This window comes from Lacticaseibacillus yichunensis (assembly GCF_003946405.1).
GTDB classification, from domain to species: domain Bacteria; phylum Bacillota; class Bacilli; order Lactobacillales; family Lactobacillaceae; genus Lacticaseibacillus; species Lacticaseibacillus yichunensis.
In genome coordinates this window covers 20265-46068 of sequence record NZ_RHOG01000016.1, presented here as the reverse complement: position 1 = coordinate 46068, position 25804 = coordinate 20265, and the positions used below count along the sequence as shown (strand labels likewise).

Below are 25804 nucleotides of genomic sequence, written 5' to 3'. Positions count from 1 at the left end.
GCGGTGTGAAGTGCAAAAAACACTGACGGCTGTTCGATTTCCGTCAGTGTCTTTGCGATGCCTTACTATGTGTTTGCGTTCAGGTGGCTGTTGGACGCGCTTATTTTGCCCGCTCAAAAGTGACGCTCGTGATGTCTGAGCCGCCATCCTCTAGGACCGTGCTACGCCATTTGTTGCCATTCTTTTGAAAATCTCCCAATATGAAATATTTTTTTGTTGTTGGGAGCGGATAGCGGACCAGCAGGAGGCCGTGTGGTAATTTCCCGGAAAATACTCGGAGAAGATTGGGCGTCTTGTTGACTTGAAAAGCAAAGTTCTGAGTGAAATTGATCAATGGCGTTGTGCCAAACGTCTGCTTTTCTAACATCTTCTTTTTTGAATCATACTCGGACATCCGCCATTCATCGATAAAGACCTTGATGTACTGCGTCTTCACAAGTGTGTTCTTCTCGTAATACCGCGCAATCAACGGCTGTCGGTCAAAGATCGCCACGGGATTTGCGACTCGGTAACCAATATAGAAGGCGGTATCCAATAAAGCAACTAGTAGAAGTGCAAAGACAGGAGGAAAGAATGTTCTGATTCGATAGTTGCGAATCTCCGCAAGCCGCTCTCTAAACAGCCGTCTGATAAGAATAAAGACAAGCAGTGCGGTCAACAACGAGATTGGTATAGGAAGAACGTTGCCCGGGACATAAAAGATGAGCTGGTAGATCAGGTAATAAATAGCAATGATGGTAACAACAATTAAAGCAACATTAAAAAATGATTGCGCTTACCCGTTTTTTCGCCCACATTAATCAACCCTTTCTCTCGTTTAAAAAATAACATTCTGACGAGTGAAACCCTTTTCGCGTCGCTTTTGAGCTTTACTATATCATAGACCAGAATACGTTGCACCACGTAAATCATCGCGTTGACAAGTGCTTGTCACACCGGCGAAACTTTGCTATTATCAAGTCAATATCAAGCGAGTGAAGGACGAGTAGCGATTGTGCCGGAAAGCAGAAACCAAGCGGCTGATGTGAGCTTGGCGACGCGCTTCGTGAACTGACCTTCAAGCGCCGCGGTGAATTCAGTAACCGTGGCCGGCCCTGGCCGTTATCCAGTCGAGCGCTGCATTTGCAGAACTTAGGTGGTACCGCGGCTAAAGCCGTCCTAATGATTTAGGGCGGCTTTTTGCTTGCTTGAAGAAAAAACCTGATAGACAACTTGTCCCGAGGAGGCACTCATGGCTTACGATCACAAAACGGTCGAGAAAAAGTGGCAGAAGTATTGGGCGGAGAATCATACCTTCAATACCACCACGGATCCAAAAAAGAAGAATTACTATGCGCTGGACATGTTCCCATATCCATCTGGCCAAGGCTTGCATGTTGGCCATCCGGAAGGCTACACAGCCACGGATATCGTCGCTCGCATGAAGCGCGCACAGGGCTACAACGTGCTTCACCCAATGGGCTGGGATGCCTTTGGTCTGCCCGCGGAGCAGTATGCCCTCAACACCGGCCACAACCCGCGTGAATTCACCAAGAAAAATATCGAGACATTCAAGCGGCAGATCAATTCGCTTGGTTTTTCCTACGACTGGAACCGCGAACTCGCGACCACAGATCCTTCCTATTATAAATGGACCCAGTGGATCTTCGAGCAGATGTACAAGAAGGGGCTCGCGTATGAAGCGGAGATTCCGGTCAACTGGAGTCCGGATCTTGGCACCGTGGTCGCAAACGAAGAAGTGATCGATGGCAAAACCGAGCGCGGGGGCTTTCCAGTCATTCGCAAGCCGATGCGCCAGTGGGTCCTGAAAATCACGGCGTATGCGGACCGCTTGCTGGAAGACCTCGACAAGCTCGATTGGCCTGAAAACATCAAGCAGATGCAGCGCAACTGGATCGGCCGCTCTGTTGGCGCCCAGATCGCGTTTCATGTGGCGGATTCCGATAAGACGTTCGATGTGTTCACGACGCGTCCGGATACATTATTTGGCGCGACCTATGTGGTGATGGCGCCTGAACACGAGTTGGTCGCCCAGATCACAACGCCGGCGCAACAAGCGGCCGTTGCGGCATATAAGAAGGAGATCGCCAGCAAGTCCGACCTTGAGCGCACCGATCTGAACAAAGACAAGACCGGCGTGTGGACTGGGGCCTATGCAACGAACCCGGTCAACGGCGAGGCCCTGCCGATCTGGATCTCCGATTATGTGCTGGCCACATACGGCACCGGTGCCATCATGTCCGTGCCGGCCCATGACCAGCGCGACTACGATTTTGCCAAGGCGTTCGACTTGCCGATTCGCCCGGTCATTGAAGGCGGCGACGTAGCACAGGAAGCCTACACCGGTGACGGCCTGCATATCAATTCCGGCTTTTTGGATGGGAAAAATAAGCAAGATGCCATCGACACCATGATTCAGTGGCTCGAAGACAAAAAGATCGGCGACAAAAAGGTGAACTACAAGCTCCGCGACTGGGTCTTTTCCCGCCAGCGGTACTGGGGCGAACCGATTCCCGTCATTCATTGGGAAGACGGCGAGACCACACTGGTGCCTGAAGACGAGTTGCCGTTGATGCTGACGGAAGAGGCGGACATCAAACCAAGCGGCACCGGCGAATCGCCACTGGCCAACTTGGACGACTGGGTCAATGTCGTCGACGAAAATGGGCGCAAGGGCAAGCGCGAGACGAACACGATGCCGCAATGGGCCGGTTCCTCTTGGTATTTCCTGCGGTTCGTGGATCCGCATAATAAGGAAGCGCTAGCCGACTATGACAAGCTCAAGGAGTGGATGCCGGTCGACCTGTACATCGGCGGTGCAGAACATGCGGTCTTGCATCTGCTGTATGCGCGCTTCTGGAATCTTTTTCTGTATGACATCGGCGCGATTCCAAACAAGGAGCCCTTCCAGCGTCTTTTCAACCAAGGCATGATCTTGGGCGATAACCACGAAAAGATGAGTAAATCCAAGGGCAACGTCGTCAATCCAGATGATGTGGTGAACGAATACGGGGCCGATACGCTGCGCCTGTACGAAATGTTCATGGGACCGCTGGATGCCGGCATCGCGTGGAGCACGACCGGGCTGGCCGGCGCGCGCAAGTTTCTGGACCGCGTCTATTTGACCTTTGTGGATGACAGTGGGAAAATGCGCGACCACATCACCACGATCAACGACCACAAGCTCGACAAGGTCTACAACGAAACGGTCAAGAAGGTCACCGAGGACTTTGATGCCCTGCATTTCAACACCGCCATTTCGCAGATGATGGTCTTCATCAACGAGGCGCATAAGGTCGATGATCTGCCGTATGAGTATGTCGAAGGCTTCGTGAAGCTGCTGGCGCCGATCGCCCCACATCTGATGGAAGAGCTCTGGCAGATTCTGGGTCATGAGGGCTCCTTGTCATACGAGCCATGGCCGACCTTTGATGAAAAGGCGATGCAGACCAGCACCTTCAACATGGTCGTTCAGGTCAACGGCAAGCTGCGCGGCCAAATGCCGGTCGAAGAAGGCACCGAGCCGGACGCGATCAAGGCGGCTGCCCGTGAGCTGGAAAATGTTCAGAAGTTTTTGGAAGGCAAGACGATCGTCAAAGAGATCGTTGTGCCGCACAAGCTCGTCAATATCGTTGTGAAATAAGCGCGATCAAAGGACCCTGGGCAATATTGTCTCGGGTCCTTTTTCGCGGACTGGTGGCGGGGACCACAACTTGGGATTGTATCACCCGGGAAATAGTCGGGTTCCAGCCTGCATGGTGGGGACATCTAGCTGGCTCGTGCACCCGAGGCGAAGGACGCCTCAAGCACCCGAGCCAGCTAGTTGCCCCACCATCCCGCGGGCCTCCACACGCTTCAGTTGGGCTTCGCGGGGGCAGAGGCGGCGCATTTAGGCCATCAGTCACCCGAGGCAAAGAGCGCCTCACGCGCCTGATGGACCTAGCCGTCCGCCTCTAAGCGCCCCGCGCCGCACCCTTAGTTGGGTTCCGCCGAGCAGGGGCGGGTCATGTAGTTGGTCTGATCGCCCGATGGCCAAGTACGCCATCAAACGCCCAGGCCAAACTACCTGCCCACCCCAAACCACTCGGCTACACACCCGCCACAAATTCCTTATCATAATCTGAAGAATTCCGAGGTTGATTGAAGTGGCGCGGGTCTTCTATTAAAATAGAATTAATTAGACTGAACGGGGTATAAGGATGGACAAACAACAGGCCGAGCCACAACAGACATCTGACCACGATAAAATGCTTCGCGGGTCGGCCTGGATGACGGCCGGCAGTATTTTTTCACGCATCTTAGGCGCAATTTATGTCGTGCCCTGGCGCATTTGGCTAGGGGCCGCTTTTTTGACGGCCAATGCGTTATTTACGAAAGGCTACCAGATCTACAGTGTTTTCCTCTTGATCTCGACGGCCGGCGTGCCTGGGGCGATCTCAAAACAGGTCTCGCACTACAACGCGATGGGGGAGTACCGAACTGGCCTGCGCATCTTCAAATACGGTGCGATCGCGATGACGGGGATGGGCGTCGTGTCTTGTGCGCTGATGTGGCTGCTGGCGCCGGTGCTTGCGTTGCACGATCCCGCGTTGACCGCCGTCTTTCGGTCGCTGGCCTGGCCGCTGCTTTTGATTCCGCCGCTGTCGATCATGCGCGGTTTTTTCCAAGGCTACAACGAAATGGCGCCGAGCGCGATCAGCCAGTTCATCGAACAGTTGGCCCGGGTGGCGTACATGTTGTTGATGACCTTTTCAATCATGCGCCTGGGCAGCGGCGATTATGTCGCAGCGGTGACCCAGTCCACGTTTGCGGCTTTCGTCGGTGCCTTGTTTGGACTGGCGATCCTGGTGATCTATTTCTTCGGCCAACGCCATAAATTCACCGAATTGATCGAGAACAGTGTCGATTCGCTGAACGTGCCCATCAAACGTATCTTGCTTGATATTGTCCACCAGGCGATTCCGTTCATCATCATGGACTCGGCTATCAATATCTACTACATCATCGATCAATATACGTTCAATCCGATGATGATGCGCTTCTATCAGACTACGACCCACCAGCTCGATGAGATCTACGCCCTGTTTGCGGGGAATGCCAATAAGCTGATCATGATCATCGTCAGCTTGGCGGTGGCCATGGCCGTGACCGCTTTGCCACTTTTGTCAGCGGCGAAAACACGCGGCGAGATGAAAAATGTCTCCGATCAGATTACCAACATTCTCCAACTGTTTTTCATCGTGATGATTCCTGCGGCGATGGGGATGATTGCGATCGCCCAACCGCTGTACGTCGTGTTCTATGGCTACGACAGTCTGGGCATTAAGATGCTGGCGATTGCCTCGGTGCTGGCGGTGTTGCTGGGGTTATTCAGCATTCTGGCCACGATCTTGCAGGGGCTTTTCCACAACAAACTCGCGATCTTGGAAATGTTGATCGGTATGGGCGTCAAACTCCTGACCCAGATGCCATTCATCTACTGGTTCAGCGTGTACGGGCCAACGCTGGCAAGCATGGCGGGGATGCTGGTCTCCTGCGTGCTTATGTTGCACTCGCTGCGCGGCCGTTACCACTATCGTTTCCATCAGACGCTGCGCCGCACCGCCGGGATTTTCCTGTTTTCCGCGGTGATGGCGGTGGTGGTCTGGCTGATCGTTTTTGGCATGAGCCACTTGCTGAATCCGGCATCGGCTGTTGCGTCGATGATCACGATCATTATCGCGCTGCCGGTTGGTGTTGCGATCTATGGCTATGCCGTTTTGAAAACACGACTGGCGGATCTGGTCATCGGCGAGCGCGTGGCGGGATTGCGGCGCCGGTTGCATATCAGCTGATCAAGAATCATGCACGAGTCAGGCGGTCCTGCGCAATGGCGTTGAGGCCGCCATGTTTTTCTTTGCAGAGCGGCTTTTTCCCTTGCTATGCGGGGGATGGGCTGGTAATATATTCAAGTACCCAATGGCCGTGTGCCTTGCGGGGACTGAAAAAAAGGACTTGGCAAGCCGCTAGATCCTTGCTATAATCAAATACGTTGTTGCCGCAATGGCGGAATTGGCAGACGCGCAGTGTTCAGGTCGCTGTATGGTTATCCATGTGCAGGTTCGACTCCTGTTTGCGGCAGATCAGGCAACAAAACGTGTTATAAAAAGAGACAGTTGAGTGATCAACGTGTCTCTTTTTTTTTGCCATTTTTCAGGTGTGCGGCGCCCTAGCCAGTCAAAATCAGTGGTCTTTTCCCCGCGCATCTTCTACAATGGCGCTAAGAGGTGAGTGGCATGAAGCAATTGAGCGAAAGCGTTGTTCAAACAGTGGTGCGGCCGCGGCCGCAGGAGAGTCATAAAGGCACATTTGGGCGCGTCCTGATCGTCGGCGGCAACGCCCAATTCGGCGGGGCGGCGATCATGGCGGCCAGCGCGGCGGTGTATGCCGGCGCGGGGCTGGTCACGGTCGCGACGGATCCGGTGAACCGGTCGGCGCTGCATGCCCGGCTGCCGGAAGCGATGATCGTGCCGTTCAATGACCGTCAGGCGCTCAAGGCGGCGCTGGCGGCGGCCACGGTGATCGTCATTGGCCCAGGGCTGGGGACAGACGAGGCGGCGCTGGCCATTTTGCAGACGACGCTGGGCGGCATCACCCCGGCGCAAACGCTGATCTTGGATGGCTCGGCGATCACGTTGGTGGCTGAGCACCAGCTGCCTGTCGAGTTTCAAAATGTCGTGTGGACGCCCCACCAAATGGAGTGGCAGCGGCTGTCCGGGCTGGCTGTCAAAGAACAGACGGTGGCGGCCAACACCAAGGCAGCCGCGGCCATTGCCGGCACGGTGATCGTGAAGGCCCACCGCACACAGATTTTTTCCCCCACGGCTTCGTATGAAAATACGACCGGCTCGGCTGCCATGGCCACCGGCGGCTCAGGGGACACGTTGACTGGCATCCTGGCGGCGTTTATCGCCCAGTTCGGCTATGTGGATCAGACCGTGTGCGCCGCGGTCTATGCGCATAGTGCGATCGCCGATGGACTGGCTGCGACGAATTACGTGGTCCTGCCATCGATGGTGATCGCCGCGTTGCCGCATTATATGCAGCGCATCGCGGCCAGCGGCGCACAGGCGTAACTGGCAGACAGTGTCATTGGCAGTCAGTGGAAGTGGCCGGGCAGCGGCCTACCAGGTCTGTGCCCAGCCAGCTGGGTCACTGGCCAGTAAGCAAAAAAATCGCGTCTCCCCGCAATTTTGCAAGGAAGCGCGATTTTTCGATTCTAGGCCGACGTGACGGCGATAAACGTCATGCTCGTGCTTCTGCGCGGTGTTTTTCCCAGCGCGCGAGCAGTGGCATCACAAAACCGAGGCCAAAAAGGACCAAGGTGGACACCACGTTCAAGAGCAATTGATGGCTGAAGGCCGCGGTGCCAAAACTGGCTTCCTGCGGGATGAAGCCCAGCGTTGCGCAGGTGAAGGTGAACAGCAGGCACCACCAGCCCACGGCCAGCGCGCCATAGCGGTTCTTGATGAAGACATAGGCGCTTTGGTAGCGGTCCTGGTGCCAGCGCAGCATGATGAACGAGAAGAAGACCCAGCATGTCTTATATGGAGACACGATGCCGTTCAGGTTCAGGAGCCAGTTGAAGATCGTGTTGATGTTCGGCAGCGTGCCGGATAGCAGCAGCAAGAACAGGCACAGGCCCGCGGTGAAAATATAGCTGTGAATCGGGCGGCCATTCTTGTTGTTCTTGAGCAGCCATTTCGGCATGTACGCGACCGCGGTGTCCATCGACAAAACGCGGGAGGCGGCATCGATCAAGACGGCGAGCTGGGCAAGCATGTAGACTAGCTGGACCACGCCGAACACGTACATCAGGCTCTTGCCCCAGCCAAAACTCTCGCCGAGTCGCTGGAAGGCGTAGTACGCGCCATTCATTTTCAGGTCATTCGGCAAGTGATGGGCGTTGAAGAACACGCCGAGGGCAAAGGAGCCAAAAATCGTCAGAAACGCGGTCATCACAGCCAGCATGATCATGGCTTTGGGATACTCGTGCTTCGGGTCCTTCATTTGAAGGATGTAGGCCGCACCAAGCTCCGCGCCGGACATGGCGAAGATGAGCAGGCCGGTCGTGGCAAAATAGTGGGTGTCGAACTTCGGCATGAAGGCGTGCCAGTCAAATGGCTGGGTGGCGATCGCATTGCCATGGGCCAGGCCAACGATGGTCATCACCACGAACAAGATGGTCATGATGAACATCGCGCCGCCACCGATCATGCTCATCACTTCAAGGGAGCGCTTGAAGACATTTTCCAAGACGATGAAAATCAAGATGACGGCGAAGGTGAACAGGCCAAACCAGAAGTTGGACATGTGATCGCCCAGGGTGTTGTTGCCCAAAACCAGCCAGGACAGGGCGACGATGACGGAATTGGCGACATCGACCAGGTAGGGCAGGGTCGAGGACCAGTAGATCCAGGAGGTCCAATAGCCCAGCGTGTCGTTTGAAGTCCGGCGCACCCAGGTCGCCAGGTCGCCAGGCCGCCGCCGTTTTCGGTGAAGGTCGAGCCCATTTGTGCGGCGATCAGTTCATAGGGAATGACGAATGTAAAAAGCATGAAGATCCAGGACAAAACAACGGACAAGCCCTGGTTTTGGAATGGATAAATGATATCATCGAAACCGATGACCGTAACGAATGTCAAAAGGGCAAGCGTCGGCCATTTGATGTATTTCTTGCCTGGTTCTAGTGTATTATTCAATTAGTTTCCTCCGAAATGTGACGTCAACAGACAACGCCCATTTCGCCAGGTGCTTTATTAGCATGCAAGACCCCGCGCCTCCTCTGGTCAAAATGAAAGTCTTTTCCATCATAGGGACGCAGCAAGAATGGGTCAAGCAATTTTCGGAAAAGAGCGTGACAAAATGACTCATAGTTTGAAAATTGGCCTCGGTGAAGGGGCAGCGGCGCCGACCGAGACTCAAGGTTGGACTTTTGTGAAGGCGAGCAACGTGCCCGCAACGGCATTGGCGGCCGTTGTTGGTCCGGCCTCGCCGCAGGATGCAGGCGCAGCGCAACGGGCGGGCCTGCCCACCTTTTCCGCGTCGCCAGCTTGGGCCGAGGTGTTTGCGGCCGCGACGGCTTATGAAAATCAGCAGGTGCCCGCGTTTTTGCGCGACCTGATCGATTTTTCGACAGAGCAGCCAGTCAGTTTTGCGACCCCGGGGCATCATGGCGGCCGCGCCTTTGAAAGCGCACCGGCCGGCCAGGCACTCCGCAACTTTTTTGGCCAGGCACTGTTCACGGCCGACGTCAGCGATTCGGTCGATCAACTCGGTGACATGATGACGCATGGCGGCAGCCCGCTTGAGGCCGAGCGGTTTGCGGCGCAGACTTACGGCGTCGATGAGGCGTATTTTGTCACCAACGGCACCACCAGCGCAAATGCGATCGCGGCTGCGGCGGCGCTAGCGCCTGGGGACCTTGTCTTGTTTGACCGCAATAACCACAAGTCCTTGGCCAATGCCGCGTTGGTGTTCACCGGCGCCAAACCGGTCTATCTGCCGACCAACCGCAATGCGCTGGGGGCGATCGGCGGCCCGCTTGCCAGCAGTCTCGATGAAAAAACGCTACGGGAAGCGGCGACCAAGGTGGATCCGGTTCGCGGCGCGGCGCAGCGCCCATTTCGGCTGGCGGTGTTGCAACTGGCGACTTACGATGGCCAGTTTGCGACGCTGCAATATGTGCTGACGCATCTCGGGCCGCTCTGCGATTACATCCTGTTTGACGATGCCTGGGGCGGCTACGAACATTTTGTGCCGGCGCTGGCTGCCAGCGATGTTGCCAAGCTTGAGCTGGGGCCGGATGATCCCGGCATTTTCGTCACCCAGTCGCTTCATAAAACAATGGCGGCGATGGCGCAGGGGTCTCAGATTCTCAAGCGCGATCATCATTTGCAGGGGCAGGCGCGCTATATCGACCATGACCGCTTCAATCACGCCTATCTGAAATATGTGACGACCAGTTATTCGTATCCGTTATATGCGTCGCTGACGGTGAATGCGGCTGTCCAGGCGTTTGACGGGCAGGCGCAATGGGCACGGGCGCAGGATGAGGCCAATGCGTTTCGCCGCGCGTTGTTTGCGACGCAGCTGTTTCGGCCGTTTGTCGCGCCGACAGTCGACGGCAAGCCATGGGCCACGGCCGCTGATGCGGCGCTACGCCAGGCGTCCGCGTGGGCGGTGGCGCCAGCCGCGAACTGGCATGGCTTTGACGACGTGGCCAGCGGGCAGTATCTGAACGATCCGTTGAAGGTGACGGTCTGCTACGGCACCGAGGCGTATCCGCTGCCGGCGCCGATCGTTGGGGCGTATCTTGAGGCGCGGGGCATCATCGCGGAGAAAAATGATCTCTTTTCCGGCTTGTACTTGGCGACCCCTGGCTCCAGTGAGGCGGATTGGCAACGGCTATTGGCGGCGTTGAAAAATCTGGAGCGGTTGTATTTTGCCGGGGCGGATGCGACGGCCGCCCTGCCTGGTCCGGCATTTGAGCGCTATGCGGGGATGACGCTTCGTGAGTTGGCGTATCAGATGACCATCGATATCGAAGACCTCGAATTGACAGAGTCCCTGCAAGGCCTTTTCCAGGCGGCGCATTGGGGTGAAGCGGTGATGACGCCGGCCGCCGCGGATGCCGAATTTGTTCGCGGCAATGGTGAGTGGATTACGCTGAGTCAGGCAATCGGGCGCGTGGCGCTGGAAGGCGCGCTGCCTTATCCACCGGGCGTGTTCGTCGTGATGCCAGGTGAAAAATGGTCCGCGCTGGCCCAGCAGCATTTCCAAAATCTCGCAGAGTTGATGCGGCTTTATCCCGGGTTCGCGTTTGAGATTCAAGGCGTCTACGGGGATGCCAAGGGCCTGCGGGTGTATGTGGCAAAATAGTGATGTTGCGCTTGCCTTGTTCGAGAGGCAGGCGCTTTTTTGGTTGGTGCTGCGCGAGACGAGGGTGAGGCGGCCCGCCGCCAGTCGCTGCGGGTTGCGCAATGCTGTTCGCCCACCGCCAGTCGCTGGGCGCAACGCCCGTTATTTTGCGTCAGCCATTGTCCCGCAAGTCTGGTACACTGAAGGCAATACTAGTTTAAAGAGGCAATTGCGATGACTTTGACCGAAGAAAACAAGGAATTTATCAAGACCCATCTCGTCGACCGGCGCGGCACCGACAACGAAAAATGGGATGGCCAGCGCGCCGAATTTGGCACGGACGGGCTCCTGCCAATGTGGATCGCGGACATGGAATTTTCCACGCCTCAGCCGATCAAGGACGCACTGATCGCCCGGGTCAAGAGCGGGGTGTTCGGGTATCCGCTGGTGCCGCAGGGGTATTATGACGCCTTGGCCAACTGGATGCAGACGCGGCACCACACTGAGGTCAAGGCTGAGTGGGTGCGGTTTGATGTCGGCGTGGTCAATGCGCTGTATCGCATGGTCGCATGGCTGACGAAACCGGGCGAGCCGGTGGTGATCATGCAGCCGGTCTATTACCCGTTCATGAAGGCCATCGAAAATCAGGGGCGCGTCGTTGTTTCCGCTGATCTCGTGCAAAATGACAGCGGCTGGCACATCGACTTTGACGCCTTGGAAAAAGCTTTTGCGCGGCCGGATGTCCATGTCACGATCTTGTGCTCGCCGCACAATCCCGTGGGCCGCATTTGGACGGCGACCGAATTAGCGCAGGTGCTGGCCTTAGCAGAAAAATATCAGGTGCTGGTGATCAGCGATGAGATCCATCAAGATTTTGAGATCGGCGGACCACGCTTCACCTCGACGCTGAGCATCGCCGATGGCCGTTATCATGACAACCTGATCGTGCTCAACGCCGCCTCCAAGACCTTCAACCTGGCGTCGCTGCGCAATGCCCATATCATCATTCCAGACGATGCGCGTCGGGCGGATTATGATGCCTTTGCGACCGCGCACAACGCGGTGGCGGGCACTTTGCTCGGCCAGGTGGCGACGCAGGCGGGTTATGAGCACGGCGGGCCATGGCTGACGCAACTGATTCAGGTGATTCGTCATAATTATGGGGAATTGCAGGCAGCATTTGCAGCCGGCGCCCCCGATGTGCGGCTCTCTGCGCTTGAGGGCACTTACCTGTCGTTCGTCGATCTTGGCGCCTACATGAAGCCGGACGCGATTCAGCCGTTCGTGCAGGACCAGTGCCGAATCGCGGTGGATTATGGGGCCTGGTTCTCACCGAAAACAGCGACCTGCATCCGGATGAATCTGGCGACGGATCCCAAGCTGGTGCTGGAGGCTGCAGAACGTGTGATCACAGCACTTCATCAACGATGAACGATTTGGCGATTTGATGACGAAAGCCGGCCGCTGTTGCCGGCTTTTTTTGGCCAAAAATGAAAGCGCCTCCTTGACAGGCATCGATACCCGGATCTATACTTCACTTACTAAAAGTTTAGAAGCTCGCACTTGGCGGCAGGCATGTCATTGATCTGCCAGGCAAAAGCGACGAACGGCCGGCTCCTTTGCGGCTCGCAACCATTGATGGTGTTCTAGATCAGACATTAGGGAGCATGGGCTGCCTCCTACCATCAATGCAAGCGTGACGGGAAGTCCGGAGTATTAAGCCAGCGGCCGGGGTACATACCGCGCTTAGGGCAATTGAATAGGATGAGACGGGGTTCTTTCCTGTACCCAAGGGGGAGGGGAGGACCGCGGCCCACTGGCACCAAGCAGGCTGGCGAAAAATTTGGACCTCGACGGCCTGTTTGCTGTGTCTACCGTGTTAAGTGGACTAAAAAAGGGGCGAGGGCCCCTTTTTTAGTCTATTTGTTTGTGTTGAAGTGAATCGTCAGCGTCTGGTCGTTCAGATTCTTATCCTGCAGAATCGAATTCACATACCGCATCAAGCTCGGGGACCGTTTGACGATCTGATAGCCTTTGGAAGCCTTGAGCGTTGCCAGTTCTTTGGCGGTCGGATCGTCCTGGCCGGTGAAGTACCGCCAATTTAGCTCGCCGATGAAGTCCGCGCCGATCGTCACTTCTTTGTCGGAGAACGTGTCACTGCCATCCATCATGGTGTTGATAGCCAGCGCCTGACCGTTGCGCATGAACAACTTCTTCAGATAAGCCGGATAGTCGCGCAGATCTGGATTCTTTTTCTGCTTGGCGGTCAGATAGGGCGAGATATCCAAGGCTTGGCGCTGGTAGTGCAGGGTGGTCGGCGTCAGGTCCACGATGCCATAACCCGCCGGCGAAATGGAAAACGCGCCATCGACGATCTCGGTGGTGAGGCACTTACCGGCTGGGTCGTTTTCGATGTCTTGGGCATGGATGTGACCCGAAAAGAGGACTTGCACCTTGTATTTTGTCAGGAGCTTCTGGAGCGTGTCGGCGTTGCTGAGGACATAGCCGGTGGAGACTACGGCGCTGTGCGCGTAGAGGTTGTGGTGCATGAAGACCAGTGGCGTCCGGCCATTTTTCCGCGCGGCCTTAAGTTGGGCCGTGAGCCAGGTCAAGGTCTCCGGTTTGAGCATCCCGCCGGTGCTTGGCGGCCGCGTTGCCGGCTGCACGGTATAGATATTGCTGTCCAGCATGATCAGCTCATAGTTGCGATTCAGCGTCACCGTGTAGCTCAGGGACTGGCTGTCGACACTGCTGGCGGCTTGGTAACTACCCGACCAGATGTTTTTCCAATCACTGGGGCTGATCTGGTCGACGACTTGCTGCTCATCGCCTTTATACGCACGCGCCCAGCCGTCGTAGATGTCATGATTGCCGGGAATGACTAGCACGTGGATCCCGGCCTTTTCAAGGGGCGCCAGGCGTTTGGCCAGACTCTCAGCGCTGGCCTTGGCCCCGTTGAAGGTGACATCGCCGGTGATGATCACTGCGGTCGGCCGTTTTTTCAGCGCGGTTTGGACAAGCGCATTGATGGCGACGGGCTGATAGTCCATATCTTTGCCGGCGTCGGACCCCTTGATCAGCTGATAGGCTTTTTTCTCATCGTGAAGACTCGGCGCAATGAAATGGGTGTCGCTCAGGACCCACAATTGCGGCTGGGTGGTGGCGGTCAGCTGACTGGCCGGGGCGGCGGCTTGCGGATAGCTGGTGGCCAGCAAACCGGCAAAAAGGGTCATCGCCAGCAGCGCCACGACGCTTTGTATTAATTTCTTCATATCAAGATCCTCCGCCATCAGTATAACGTACAAACGCATTGACCACGACCGTTTGTTTTGCCCACTGCGCGAATATGCTAAAATTGGCGAAAACGCAAAGGTGGCGCGATTCATGAAAGTGATCGTAACGGTGATCGGAACAGATAAGGTCGGCATTATTGCGGCGGTGACCGCGGCTTTAGCCAAAGAAGAAGTGAATATTTTGGATGTGTCGCAGACCATCATGCAAGGCGCGTTCACGATGATGCTCCTGGCGCAGCTCCCCGCGACCAGCGATTTTGCGGCGTTCAAGGCGGCGATGGCGCAAACTGGCAGTGGGATCGGCGTGACGATTCAGGTGGCGCGCCAAGAGATCTTCACCGCGATGCACCAATTGTAGGAGGCGGCCATGGACACCAATCAGATCAAAGAGACAATTGAAATGATCAGCGAAGAGAACCTGGACATTCGCACCATCACCATGGGCATCTCGCTGCTGGATTGCATCGGGGAAAATACGGCCGCCACCGCCGCGGCGATCACGCGCAAAATTACGACCAAGGCGGCCCATTTGGTCGAGGTGGCCAACGCGATCGAAAGTGAGTATGGGATCCCGATCGTCAACAAGCGCATCAGTGTGACCCCGGTCGCGCTGTTGGCCGGCCAAGACCCGCACCCGGATTTTGTCCTGTTGGCAAAAACGCTGGATGACGCCGCCAAAGCGGTCGGTGTCGACCTGATCGGCGGTTTTTCCGCGCTGGTCGAAAACGGCTGCACCCAAGCGGACCTCGCGTTGATGCACGCGATTCCTGAGGCGCTGGCGAGCACCGAGCGCGTCTGTTCGAGCGTCAATGTTGGGAGCACACGCGCCGGGCTCAACATGGACGCCGTTGCCTTGATGGGGCAAGTCGTCAAAGAGGTCGCGGCGATCAAACCAGAAAATGCAATGAAGCTGGTGGTTTTCGCCAATGCCGTCGAAGACAATCCCTTCATGGCCGGCGCGTTTTGGGGCGTATCTGAAGGTGACTGCGCCGTGAACACCGGTGTTTCTGGGCCCGGTGTCGTCCAGCGCGCCTTGGCGCAGCATCCCGATGCGCCGTTCCAAGAGATCTGCGAAGTGATCAAGCAAACGGCATTCAAGGTCGCACGCATGGGCCAATTCGTGGGCCAGCAGGCGGCCGAGCGCCTCGGCGTGCCGTTCAACATCGTCGATCTGTCGCTGGCGCCGACCCCGGCGGAAGGGGACTCGGTGGCCCAGATCTTGGAGACACTGGGCCTCAGCCATGTGGGGACTCCGGGGACCACGGCGGCCTTGGCGTTGCTCAACGACGCGGTGAAAAAAGGCGGCATCATGGCCTGCGAGCGCGTCGGCGGGTTGTCAGGCGCGTTCATCCCAGTGTCTGAAGACGCCAACATGATTCGTGCCGCAGCGGCTGGCCAGATCAATTTAGAAAAATTGGAGGCGATGACCGCCGTCTGCAGTGTTGGCCTCGACATGATCGCCATTCCGGGCGCCACGCCGGCCACCACGATCGCCGGGATGATCGCCGACGAAGCCGCGATCGGCATGATCAACAACAAGACGACTGCGGTGCGCGTGATTCCGGTGCCGGGGAAAACAGTTGGCGAAAGTATTGAATTCGGCGGGCTGTTTGGTCGCGCCCCAATCATGGCGGTCAACGATGGGGATGCCAGCGTGTTGATCGGCCGTGGGGGACGCATTCCAGCGCCGCTACATAGCTTCAAAAACTAACTTATTTTGCCTGGCCATTTTTCAAAAACGCCTGGCGTCCCTCTTCAGCGTAGGAGGGGCGCCAGGCGTTTTTGCGTAATCTTTTTATTTAGAAGGGAGGGATGGGTGATGTTTGTGGCGATGGATGCAAAAGCGCAGCTGATCACATTGAATGATCACGAGCAGGCCGCTGCGCTGCGGGCCCAAGGAAGTGCTTTTGTCTGTCCGGCTTGCCGGATGCCGGTCGGGGTACGCAATGGGGCGATCATGCCGGCACATTTTTATCATCTGGGGCCGCCGTGCGAGGCCAGCACCGAGCCGGAAAGCCTGCAACATTTGACGGGCAAGCGGTGGCTGGCGGACTTGGGGGCAAAGCTGGGTTATGAGGTGGCGCTTGAGACCTATTTTCCCAGCATCCGCCAACGTGCCGATGTGGTGTGGCGGCGCGGGGAAGCGACACTGGTCATCGAGTTTCAATGCAGCCCGCTCAATGAGGAAAAATTGGCGGCGCGGACCAAGGGCTACCAGCAGCTTGGCCTCACCGTGTTCTGGGTGCTGGGCAGCCGCTATCAAAGCGCTTGGCCAACCAGCAAGCAGGGGCTGTTTTTGAGCCCGGGGTTTCAGCTTTGGTTCTTGAAAATGCCAGGCGGTCAGCTGGTTCATTGGCAATTGGCCCCGGCGACTTTGACTGAGACCCGAATGCCGGGCGCGACTCGGCTGTTGCCGCGCCGCCGCGATCCACTGCGGGAGGCCGAGCAAATTCAGACGCAACTGCATTTTGCCGATAAGCGGGTGGTCGCGTTGCAACGAGCCTGTTATGAGCGTGGGCTGCATCTTGCCGGTTGTCCCTGGGTCGTGCATGAGGCGGGCAGTGGGCTGATCGGGCTACATTTGCCGGAGTGGCAGGTGCGGGTGCAGTGGTTGCTGGCGTTTCAGGAGGCGCCGACCATATCACAAGCCGCGGAGCAGGAATTTTGGCGCGGGCTCGCCCCACTTGTGCACACGCCGCTATTGCCGCCATTTGCGGTGTTGTCTGCGATGCGCCGCGCGTGGCTGGCGGTCTTGATCGACCAGGGATGGCTGGTGAAAACAGCGAGTGGCTTTGCTTGGCAACGGCGACCGCCATGGTATCCAGATCTGACTGTCAAACAGCTGGCGCTGGCTCGGCAGACAAAACAAAACGGGTAGTCCGCATGGCGGACGACCCGTTTTTTTCACAAAATATGAAGCAGGCGCTGGGGCGGCAAGGGTTGGCTGGCCGCGCCGATCTGTTCGCAGATGTGTTTGAGGTGGTGATAGCTGGTGATGTTCAAAACGCGCACGCCATCGCGATCCGGATGCGTGACATCGAAGATCACAGCGGCAGGCGTCTCGGTCACGCCCATCTCATAGGCGATGCGCTGATCGGAGGTGAAGCAATTGTGCATCGCCGCCTCTTCTGCGCGATCGGCGTCAAAGGCTTCGCGGTCGAGGCCAGATGCCTGAATGCATTGGTCGGCGAAGGCCGCATCGTATTGACGGTGATGGTGACGAAACATTTCCTGTTCAGCGATCAACAGGGCCCGCGCGAGGCGGTTGCCCTGAAACTGAGCGGCTTTATAATCCAGCGAGACCTGATAGGCCGCATCGAAGAGTTGGTTGCGAAGCGCCAGATCGTTTTCATCTAAATGGTGGCGCGCCATAAAAGCGTCAATGATCGCAAAGTTGACTAAGGGGACAAAATGAAGGGTGATCGGCGTTGGCAGTTCTTGGGCAATACGCGTCATCGCCTGTTCTGCGTGTCGACAGCGCGTGCCAAGCGGGTTGACGAACAGAAAGATCTCAAGCATGGTGGACCTCCTAGAAAAATGACACAGGCACAGTCTGTTGATATCTATAATGTACCAGATATCGTGAATGGTGCAACGATTTAGCTTGTGAGTTTTTCACATCAATTGAATGTCGGCGCGGCTGCCAAATTTGATGGAAAAGTCTCCACTAATCAGAGGTAGCAGATTTGCGTACCAATAATTTTGATTCGGCTGGTGCATAATAGTTATATTTCTATTATTTTCGGGACCTTGCGTCTGAAAAGTTTTTTTGTGCCGGCTGGCGGCGTTTCATCGGGATCGATCTGGCGAAGATGATGAATTTTTTCACTTGGGTGTTCACGATACGCGACACCGGATAAGACGATCTGGAAGGCGAAGTACGCCGTAGCGCCAGGGCCAAGTTAGCTGCCCCACCATCCCGCGGCCCTCCGCACCGTGTAGTTGGGCTCCGGTCCGCATGGTGAGGACATCTAGGCGTCTCAATCACTCGAGGGCAAAGAACGCCCTCAAGCGCTCGAGCCAACCTAGCTACCCCGCCATCCCGCGGCCCTCCGCACCGTGAAGTTGGGCTGCGCCGAGCAGGTCTGAGGCATCTAATTGGCCCAGGCGCTCGATGGCAAGGTGCGCCATACGCCCATAGTCCAAAATTGCTGCTCAGACCTCCCGCTCGGCTCCGCACCCTGAAGTTGGGCTGCGGTCCGCATGGTGGATACATCTAACTGTCCCCGTCACTCGAGGCGAAGGGCGCCTCAAGTGCCAGGGCCAGGTTAGCTGATCCGCCATCCCGCGGACCTCCGCACCCTGGCTCTTGAACTATGTTAAAATGTAATAGAATTTGTCACTGGCGGCCGTTTGCGTGTTTTGGCCGCCGCGATGGTAGGAGGCGGCGCGATGCAGCGCGATTGGGATTCATTTTTGATGCCATACGAACAAGCGGTCAGTGAGCTCAAGATCAAGTTTCGCGGGATGCGTAAGCAGTTCCAGCAGGCCAGTGAGCATTCGCCAATCGAATTTGTGACCGGCCGCGTCAAGCCGGTGGATTCGATCATTGAAAAGCAGTCTCGCCGCTATATCTCAGATGAGATGCTCGAACAGGATATGCAGGACATCGCCGGATTGCGTATTCAGTGCCAGTTTGTTGAAGATATTTATGAGGTCGTCGACATGTTGCACAAGCGCAACGACATGAAGGTGGTCGAGGAGCGCGATTACGTGACGAACGTCAAACCCTCGGGCTACCGGTCTTATCATGTGGTGATCGAGTATCCGGTGCAGCTGGTGCATGGCGAAAAGCGGTTGCTGGCGGAAGTCCAGATTCGCACGATGTCGATGAACTTCTGGGCGACGATCGAGCATTCGTTGAATTATAAATATCAAGGCGAATTTCCAGACGAATTGAAGGCTCGATTGAAGCGAGCGGCCGAGGCCAGTTTTATGCTGGATAAAGAAATGTCTGAGATTCGCGAAGAGATTCAGGAAGCGCAGCAGTTGTTCTCCTATGGGAAGGGGCAAAATGTCCCGATGATCCGGCCGCACGATGATGATGAAAAAGGTGAGGATTAATGCGAATCTCGATCGTCCACAACAATAATGCCAAGTCGCTGGAGGCCAACCAGAAACTCACTGCTGGGCTGGCCGCTGGTGGTTTTGTGATGGACGAGAAGCGGCCGGATGTCGTGATCTCGATCGGCGGCGACGGCACGCTACTGTCCGCCTTTCACCGCTACGCCGATCAGCTCAACTCGGTGCGCTTCATCGGCGTGCATACAGGCCACCTCGGTTTTTATACGGACTGGCGCGATTTTGAGATCGACGAGCTGGTCGAGGCTTTGAAAAATGATTCCGGGGAAAGTGTCAGCTATCCGCTCTTAGATGTGTTGGCGGATTATGAAGATGGCACGACCTCCCATTACCTCGCGTTGAATGAGGCGACGTTGAAGCGGCCCAACGGCACGATGCGCGCGGATGTTTACATCAAGGAGAACTTCTTTGAAAGTTTTCGCGGCGATGGGCTTTGCGTGTGCACCCCGACCGGCTCAACGGGCTACAGTAAGTCAAACGGCGGCGCGGTGATGCACCCGCGGCTGGATGCCTTGCAGGTCACGGAGATCGCGTCGATCAACAATCGCGTTTTTCGAACCTTGGCGGCGCCGATGATCCTGGCGCCTGATGAGTGGATGATCACGCGGCCCGAGGCGTTCCAGGATTATTTGATGACCATCGATCAGTTTACGATCACGCCGCAAATGGTCACGGAGATTCGCTTCCGTATCGCGGATGAGCGGATTCATTTTGCCCGATACCGCCACATGCATTTCTGGGATCGGGTCGAGGACGCCTTCATTGGCGCAAAGCAATGAGGTTTCAGTGGCGATATCACGGGGAGACCCTTGCGCTAGGCCGATTTTTGCAACATGAGGGATTTTCGCGCATTCAGTTGAAGCGGCTCAAATATCAAGGCGGGTTTGTGTTCGTCAACAAAAAGCAGCGCAATCTCGCCTTTTTGGTGCAAGACGGTGACCGCATCTTGCTACAAACGGCGCCAGAGATCGTCAAAGACGTGGTGGTGCCGACGCCGTTTCCGCTGGACGTGGTGTATGAAGATGCGTATCTGTTGGTGGTCAACAAGCCGGCCGGGGTTGCCTCGATTCCGGACCCGTTGCGCGGTAACGACAGCATGGCCAATTACGTGAAGGCACATTTGCTAGCGGAACATGCGGAAAGCGCCGCGGTGCATGTGGTGACCCGGCTGGACCGCGATACATCGGGGCTGATGCTATTTGCCAAGCACGGCTTTGTCCACAGCCTGCTGGACCGCCAACTGCACAGTACCCGCTTGCAAAAAACGTACCTGGCTGTGGCGACGAATAAGACGCCGATGCCGCCGCATGGGTGGCTGATGCTACCAATCGGCCATGACCCCGAATTTTACATGCGGCGAAAAGTGGTCGCGGATGGCAAGCGGTCGATCACGGAATATCAGGTGCTCGAGCAAAATTCGGCCGGATTAGTGGCACAAGTGGCGCTGCACACCGGGCGAACGCATCAGATTCGGGTGCATTTTGCCGGCGTCGGCCATCCATTATATGGGGATGACTTATACGGCGGCCCAATGCGCGGCATCACACGCCAGGCGCTACATTGCTGGAAGCTGGCCCTTTGGCATCCTTTTTTGCAGCGGACCCTGGAATTGACCGCCGCGGTGCCATCGGATATGGTATCCTTGTGTGACATGTTAGAGTTGCCCATCGATAGGGCGTAAAGGATGTGGGAAGATGTACCAATTATTGACTGATTCGGCTTGCGATCTTAGCTACGACACACTCCAGGCAGCAGACGTGGGATTCGTCCCATTCCATTTTGAAGTCGACGGACAAGAGCTCAACGACGATCTGGGCCAAAGTTACGACCTCGAAGGCTTTTTCGCCAAGATCAAGTCAGGCGTGATGCCGACCACCGCCCAAGTCAACGTGGGTGAGTATGAGGCGTTTTTCGAACCGTACCTCAAGGCGGGCACCCCCGTGTTGTACCTCGGCTTTTCAAGCGGGCTGTCCGGCTCACTGAGCTCGGCACTCCAGGCCCGCGACCTGCTTTTGGAAAAATACCCAGACGCAACGTTGCGCATTGTCGACACGCTGGCCGCCTCGGCTGGGGAAGGACGGCTTGTGCTGGACGCAATCGCCCAGAAACAGGCGGGCAAGAGTCTCGACGAGGTCGCGGACTACATTGAAGCAGAGAAAAATCGGCTTCAGTCCTGGTTCACCGTGGATAATCTGGACTACCTGTATCATGGCGGCCGGGTCTCGCGCACGGCGGCGACGCTGGGTACGCTTTTGAACATCAAACCGATCTTGGATGTCGATCCGGACGGCAAACTGCGCATGGTCAGCAAGGTCCGCGCCCGCAAACGTGCGCTGCTCACGCTGGGGGATAAGATCTTGGCGGCCTTGCCAGCAGATCCGAGCCAGCAGATCCTGATCGCCACCAGCGGGGATTGGGCCGCGGCCGATGAGGTCAAGGCGCATATCTTGAGTCAGGCGCCTGATGCCAATGTCTTGACCGGCCCGATCGGCTTGACCATCGCCAGCCACACTGGATTTGGTTGCGTGGCGGCCTTCGTGATCGCCAGCGAACCGCATGCTTAACTGAACTGCCATTATAAAATTTAATAGAACGCAAAAGGCGCGCAACCGATTTGACTTGGTTGCGCGCCTTTTAGTTGGAAGCAAGGGGACGGTTAGCTGATTCGGCATCCCACGAGCCTTCACACCGATATAGTTGGGTTCCGGCTCGCATGGTCGAGACATGTAGGTACGCCCAGCACTCGGTGGCAAGGACCGCCACCAAGCACTAGGCTAGCCTATATGCACGACCATCCCGCGAGCCTCCACACCATTTAGTTGGGTTCCGGCTCGCATGTCCGGGATATCTAGCAGGCTTGTGCACTCGAGGCGAAGTGCGCCTCAAGCACCCGAGCCAAGCTAGCTACCCGGCCATCCCACGAGCCGCCACACCCTTTAGTAACTAATGATCTTCGTCCCATGTGCCTGTTGCACACCCAACACTTCGACGATGTGGTCGAAGTTGGCCGCGGTCACGCCGCCGCCTGGCAAAATCGTAATGCGATCGCCGGCTTCTTTGACCAAGTCGCTGAGATGGGGCAAGGTCTCCTCGATCGGCGTGGTCAGCGGGCCGCCATGCGACAGGATGCGCACGACGTCATGGTCGGCGAGCCAGGTGATTGCCGGGCCTTGGTTGGCTTCGGGCATCGCGTCAAACGCCATGTGCATCACGACGTCCATGCCGCCAGCCGCCGCGATCAATTGGGTCATGGCCTCTGTATCGAGCTGGCCGCCTTGAGTGAGGACCCCGAACGTCACGGCATCCACGCCCAGCGCCTGGGCTTCGAAAATGTCGGCTTCCATGATCTTCAGTTCGGTATCGTTATAGACAAAATCACCACCGCGGGGCCGGATCATCGCGACCACGCTGGCATCGTGATCATGGCAGTAAGCGGTCGCTTCGGCCAGTGTGCCTTTTGAAGCGGTGGTGCCGCCCACAGCCAGGTTATCGTTGAGCTCGATGCGCCGGGCACCAGCCGCAATGGCGCGGGGAATGTTGGTGAAATTTTCAACTGCGACTTCTTTTAACATGAGGACCTCCTATAGGAATAAGACCAGCAAGACGACGAGCCCGAGGCCGATACGATACCAGCCAAAGGGTTTGAAATCATGCGTCTTGACGAATTTGATGAGCCACTTGATCGCGACCACGGCGACCAGAAACGAGACGATGAGCCCGGTCAACAGGACGGCCCATTGCTCGCCGGTCAAACTGTTGCCATTCATGATGAACTTGCCAATTTTCAAGATCGACACGCCGACCATTGTGGGAATCGCGAGGTAAAACGAGAATTCCGTTGCCACTGCCCGGCTGGTGCCGAGAATGATCGCGCCTAAGATCGTCGCGCCAGAGCGACTGGTGCCAGGGATGATCGACAGCGCCTGAAACAGGCCGATGAACAGGGCGGTCTGGAAAGATAGATCAGCGAGGCGCGACACGGCTGGCTGCTTGTCCTTGGCCCAGTTCTCGATGACGATGAACAAGATTCCGTAGAAGATCAAGGTCGTTGCGACGACTTGCGGGGTGTGCAGATGCGCGTCCATCCAATCATTCAGCGGCAGGCCGATGATGACTGATGGCAAAACGGCGACGATCACCTTTGCCCAGATCAACCAGGTCGCCTTTTTCTCCGGGGCGGACTTGGTGGGGGCAAACGGGTTCAATTTGTTGAAATAAAGCAAGATGACGGCGAGAATCGCGCCGAATTGAATCACGTATTCAAACATCGCGGTAAAATCCGCGCTTTGGTTCAACTTGATCACGTGATTGACTAGGTCGATGTGGCCGGTCGAGCTGATCGGCAGAAATTCCGTCAACCCTTCGACGATGCCGATCACGATGGCTTTGATTATGTCTAGCATGAGGCTCCTCCTTGCAGATCGATACTTCAAGTATACCGGCCAGGCGGGGCATAACAACGCCATGGCGAAAATTTAAGGAAAAAGCCGACACCGTCGCACAAAAAAATAGCGGCACATCGCCGCTATTTCAGTTCAAATCTTAGTCTTTCAAAAAGACCACGTTCACAGCCTCTGGGGTCTCCAAGTCTTTGGCGGCCAAGGAAAGCTTGCCAGTGGCGGCATCGCGCTGATACAGGGTGCCGTTGCTCGTTTTTTGATTGACAGCAAGGACATAGGTCTCGCTCAGGTCGAGGTCAAAATCGCGCGGGAAGTCGCCTTCTGTAGAGATCTGCTGGATCTCGGTGAGACTCAGCCCATCTTCGCTGACGGCGTACACGACGATCGTGTTATAGCCGCGATTGGAGGCATACAGGAAGCGGTCGTCGCTGGAGAGCCGAATTGCAGCCGCCCCGTTGAAGTCGGTGTAATCGGCCGGAATTGTTTTGACCGTCTGGCCCATGGTGAAGCTGCCTGTCGTCGCATCATATGGCATCACAGTCAGGTTACTGGACAATTCGCCAAGCAGATAGGCGATCGGGCGCTTGTGATTGAAGACCAAATGGCGCGGGCCATAGCCTTTCGGGGTGTTCAAAATCGTCGGTGCGCCAAGTTTGCCAGCGTCATCAACTGGATAGGTGGTGACGGTGTCGTTGCCCAGATCGACAAGGGCAAGCCGGTCGTCTGGCGTGAGCGCCGCAAAATGGACATGCGCTTCGTCCTGCTCTGGCCGCGGCCCGTTGCCCGCATGTTGCACGCTGTCCGTGGCGGTGAGGCCGCCATCTTCGCCGATCTTGTAAACATTGGCGCGGCCATCATGGTAAAACGCCGCAAAAACCAGTCCGCGTTTTTCATCAAGGGAGATGTGCGCCGGGGAACCACCCGGGGTCAGTACGCTGTTGATCAGACGCGGGGTGTCGCCGTTCAAGTCAAAGGCCGCAACGCCGCCTTCGCCTTCGCCTGCACTCACGATGTACGCGATGTTTGCGCTTGAGACCGCCATGTACGTCGGCGATGTCAGGCTCGAGATGAAAGGCGTGAAGGGGCTGAGCGCACCGGTTTCGGAATCAAAAGCGGCCCGGTAGACACCTTTGCCGCCGTGGCGGGTGTAGCCGCCAAGCAGAACTGTTTGCTTCATTGAACTTGCCTCCTGAACGCAGTCGTGTTCAACGCGTCTGCGTGTGTTCAAAACAATTGCGCTTTCAGTATAACATTGCCGCACGCATTTCGCGGCATGGTATGATAACTGAAGACAAAAAGGAGGGGCGCAGATGGAAACAACTTCGGTGATCACCGCGATCGGCCCAGATGCTTTGGGTAGCGATGCGGCGCTAGTGATCTTATTTGGGGAAACGGCGACTGTACCGCTGCAGGATGTGTCGGTGATTCAGCGGTTCACAGACCGTGCGCGTCAGCAAGCCTTGACGCTGGCAGAAGGCGATACGTTGCAGGTGGGGTCGCAAGGCTATACGATCACCCACGTCGGCGCGTTGGCAAACGAAAATCTTCAGGCGATCGGCCATGTTGCATTGGTTTTCGGCCCTGTGCCTGCTGAGTCGCCGCTGGCCAATGCGCTGTACCTCACCCCGGCTCAGGTCACCACGTTTGCGGTGGGCGAGACCTTGACGTATCGGACGGCTGAGTGAGGCCTGGCCAAAAATTGGCGCAGCTGCGCGCCACCACGCTGTGTGCGACAAAAATAGGACCTCAGGCTACCCAGAAAGGTGGGTGCCTGAGGTCCATTTTTTCTAACTGACGCTAACTTACCAAGAAGCTTTGCGCACACCAGGAATCTGACCCTTATGCGCGAGATCCCGGAAGTTGAGTCGCGAAAGATGGAACTTGCGCATGTAGGCATGCGGGCGGCCGTCCAGTTCGTCGCGGTTGTGCATCCGCACTGGGCTGGCGTTGCGCGGCAGCGTCTGAAGCGCGGCATAATTGCCTGTCGCTTTATACTCTGCGCGAAGCGTGGCGTACTTTGCCACGGTCAGTTCGATCTTCTTGGCTTTTTCGATCTTCGATTTCTTAGCCATGCAGTCCTCCGTATTTGAGTTTTTGGTTTGGGTTAGGTCGATCACTAGTAACATCGTG

General features: G+C 56.6%; 20 protein-coding genes, 1 tRNA gene, 1 pseudogene and 1 other annotated feature. Of the genes and pseudogenes, 14 read left to right on the top strand and 8 right to left on the bottom strand.

What is annotated here, in order from left to right:
- Positions 1-100 precede the first annotated feature (100 nt).
- Positions 101-493 carry a hypothetical protein gene (locus EKM95_RS06360; protein WP_225423205.1) on the bottom strand — a complete coding sequence of 131 codons (393 nt, stop codon included), beginning with the start codon at positions 491-493 and terminating at the stop codon, positions 101-103.
- Positions 494-964: 471 nt separating this feature from the next.
- Positions 965-1164: a binding site (T-box leader), on the top strand.
- A 67-nt stretch (positions 1165-1231) separates the two neighbouring features.
- Between EKM95_RS06360 and leuS the strand changes: the two genes are divergently transcribed.
- The 4 genes from leuS to EKM95_RS06340 all read left to right on the top strand — a co-directional run bounded on the left by leuS (position 1232) and on the right by EKM95_RS06340 (position 7115).
- Complete coding sequence (gene leuS / locus EKM95_RS06355; RefSeq protein ID WP_125697007.1) at positions 1232-3643, top strand: leucine--tRNA ligase; 2412 nt, start codon at positions 1232-1234, stop codon at positions 3641-3643.
- A gap of 556 nt (positions 3644-4199) precedes the next feature.
- Positions 4200-5834 carry a putative polysaccharide biosynthesis protein gene (locus EKM95_RS06350; protein ID WP_125697006.1) on the top strand — a complete coding sequence of 545 codons (1635 nt, stop codon included), beginning with the start codon at positions 4200-4202 and terminating at the stop codon, positions 5832-5834.
- A gap of 202 nt (positions 5835-6036) precedes the next feature.
- Positions 6037-6120, top strand: a tRNA-Leu gene (locus tag EKM95_RS06345).
- Positions 6121-6275: 155 nt separating this feature from the next.
- A complete protein-coding gene (locus EKM95_RS06340) occupies positions 6276-7115 on the top strand; it encodes an NAD(P)H-hydrate dehydratase (protein WP_125697005.1) in 840 nt (279 codons plus the stop codon).
- A gap of 169 nt (positions 7116-7284) precedes the next feature.
- On the opposite strand, the pseudogene EKM95_RS06335 reads toward EKM95_RS06340, so the two are convergent.
- Positions 7285-8741, bottom strand: a pseudogene (locus tag EKM95_RS06335) (APC family permease).
- A gap of 163 nt (positions 8742-8904) precedes the next feature.
- Here EKM95_RS06335 and EKM95_RS06330 point away from each other — a divergent pair.
- Together EKM95_RS06330 and EKM95_RS06325 are read left to right on the top strand one after the other, a co-directional pair.
- Positions 8905-10920, top strand: coding sequence for an Orn/Lys/Arg family decarboxylase (locus EKM95_RS06330; RefSeq protein WP_164510111.1), 2016 nt, complete (start codon positions 8905-8907; stop codon positions 10918-10920).
- Between the two features lie 213 nt (positions 10921-11133).
- The gene (locus EKM95_RS06325; RefSeq protein WP_125697003.1) at positions 11134-12330 is read left to right on the top strand and encodes a MalY/PatB family protein; all 1197 of its coding nucleotides are present in this window, start codon (positions 11134-11136) and stop codon (positions 12328-12330) included.
- Between the two features lie 488 nt (positions 12331-12818).
- On the opposite strand, the gene EKM95_RS06320 is transcribed toward EKM95_RS06325, so the two are convergent.
- Positions 12819-14171, bottom strand: a complete 1353-nt coding sequence (locus tag EKM95_RS06320) for a metallophosphoesterase (protein ID WP_125697002.1) — start codon at positions 14169-14171, stop codon at positions 12819-12821.
- A gap of 112 nt (positions 14172-14283) precedes the next feature.
- Between EKM95_RS06320 and EKM95_RS11755 the strand changes: the two genes are divergently transcribed.
- From EKM95_RS11755 to EKM95_RS06310, 3 genes are all read left to right on the top strand, one after another.
- Entirely contained in the window at positions 14284-14550 is a 267-nt protein-coding gene (locus EKM95_RS11755; RefSeq protein ID WP_191988591.1) for an ACT domain-containing protein, read from the top strand.
- Positions 14551-14559: 9 nt separating this feature from the next.
- The gene (locus EKM95_RS06315; protein ID WP_191988590.1) at positions 14560-15903 is read left to right on the top strand and encodes a PFL family protein; all 1344 of its coding nucleotides are present in this window, start codon (positions 14560-14562) and stop codon (positions 15901-15903) included.
- 108 nt (positions 15904-16011) lie between these two features.
- Positions 16012-17070: a competence protein CoiA gene (locus EKM95_RS06310; RefSeq protein ID WP_125697001.1), complete on the top strand. Its 1059-nt coding sequence runs from the start codon at positions 16012-16014 to the stop codon at positions 17068-17070.
- A gap of 26 nt (positions 17071-17096) precedes the next feature.
- On the opposite strand, the gene EKM95_RS06305 is transcribed toward EKM95_RS06310, so the two are convergent.
- Positions 17097-17711, bottom strand: a complete 615-nt coding sequence (locus EKM95_RS06305) for a DsbA family protein (protein WP_125697000.1) — start codon at positions 17709-17711, stop codon at positions 17097-17099.
- Positions 17712-18584: 873 nt separating this feature from the next.
- Here EKM95_RS06305 and EKM95_RS06300 point away from each other — a divergent pair.
- From EKM95_RS06300 to EKM95_RS06285, 4 genes are read left to right on the top strand one after another with little or no spacing between them, the layout of a single operon-like run.
- Positions 18585-19256, top strand: coding sequence for a GTP pyrophosphokinase (locus tag EKM95_RS06300; protein ID WP_125696999.1), 672 nt, complete (start codon positions 18585-18587; stop codon positions 19254-19256).
- Entirely contained in the window at positions 19256-20053 is a 798-nt protein-coding gene (locus EKM95_RS06295) for an NAD kinase (protein WP_125696998.1), read from the top strand. The genes EKM95_RS06300 and EKM95_RS06295 overlap by 1 nt, the downstream gene beginning before the upstream one ends.
- Entirely contained in the window at positions 20050-20955 is a 906-nt protein-coding gene (locus EKM95_RS06290; protein ID WP_125696997.1) for an RluA family pseudouridine synthase, read from the top strand. Before EKM95_RS06295 ends, EKM95_RS06290 begins: the two co-directional genes overlap by 4 nt.
- A 13-nt stretch (positions 20956-20968) precedes the next feature.
- Positions 20969-21838 carry a DegV family protein gene (locus tag EKM95_RS06285; RefSeq protein WP_125696996.1) on the top strand — a complete coding sequence of 290 codons (870 nt, stop codon included), beginning with the start codon at positions 20969-20971 and terminating at the stop codon, positions 21836-21838.
- A gap of 372 nt (positions 21839-22210) precedes the next feature.
- Here EKM95_RS06285 and EKM95_RS06280 read toward each other — a convergent pair whose 3' ends face one another.
- The 3 genes from EKM95_RS06280 to EKM95_RS06270 all read right to left on the bottom strand — a co-directional run bounded on the left by EKM95_RS06280 (position 22211) and on the right by EKM95_RS06270 (position 24851).
- On the bottom strand, positions 22211-22846 hold the full coding sequence (locus tag EKM95_RS06280) for a copper homeostasis protein CutC (RefSeq protein WP_125696995.1): 636 nt from the start codon (positions 22844-22846) through the stop codon (positions 22211-22213).
- 9 nt (positions 22847-22855) lie between these two features.
- On the bottom strand, positions 22856-23677 hold the full coding sequence (locus EKM95_RS06275) for an undecaprenyl-diphosphate phosphatase (RefSeq protein ID WP_125696994.1): 822 nt from the start codon (positions 23675-23677) through the stop codon (positions 22856-22858).
- Positions 23678-23816: 139 nt separating this feature from the next.
- Entirely contained in the window at positions 23817-24851 is a 1035-nt protein-coding gene (locus EKM95_RS06270) for a lactonase family protein (protein WP_125696993.1), read from the bottom strand.
- Between the two features lie 133 nt (positions 24852-24984).
- Here EKM95_RS06270 and EKM95_RS06265 point away from each other — a divergent pair, with 133 nt between their 5' ends.
- Positions 24985-25359 carry a PTS glucitol/sorbitol transporter subunit IIA gene (locus tag EKM95_RS06265; RefSeq protein WP_125696992.1) on the top strand — a complete coding sequence of 125 codons (375 nt, stop codon included), beginning with the start codon at positions 24985-24987 and terminating at the stop codon, positions 25357-25359.
- A gap of 117 nt (positions 25360-25476) precedes the next feature.
- Here the strand turns inward: EKM95_RS06265 and rpsN are convergent, their stop codons facing one another.
- On the bottom strand, positions 25477-25746 hold the full coding sequence (rpsN, locus tag EKM95_RS06260) for a 30S ribosomal protein S14 (protein WP_125696991.1): 270 nt from the start codon (positions 25744-25746) through the stop codon (positions 25477-25479).
- Positions 25747-25804: the final 58 nt, after the last annotated feature.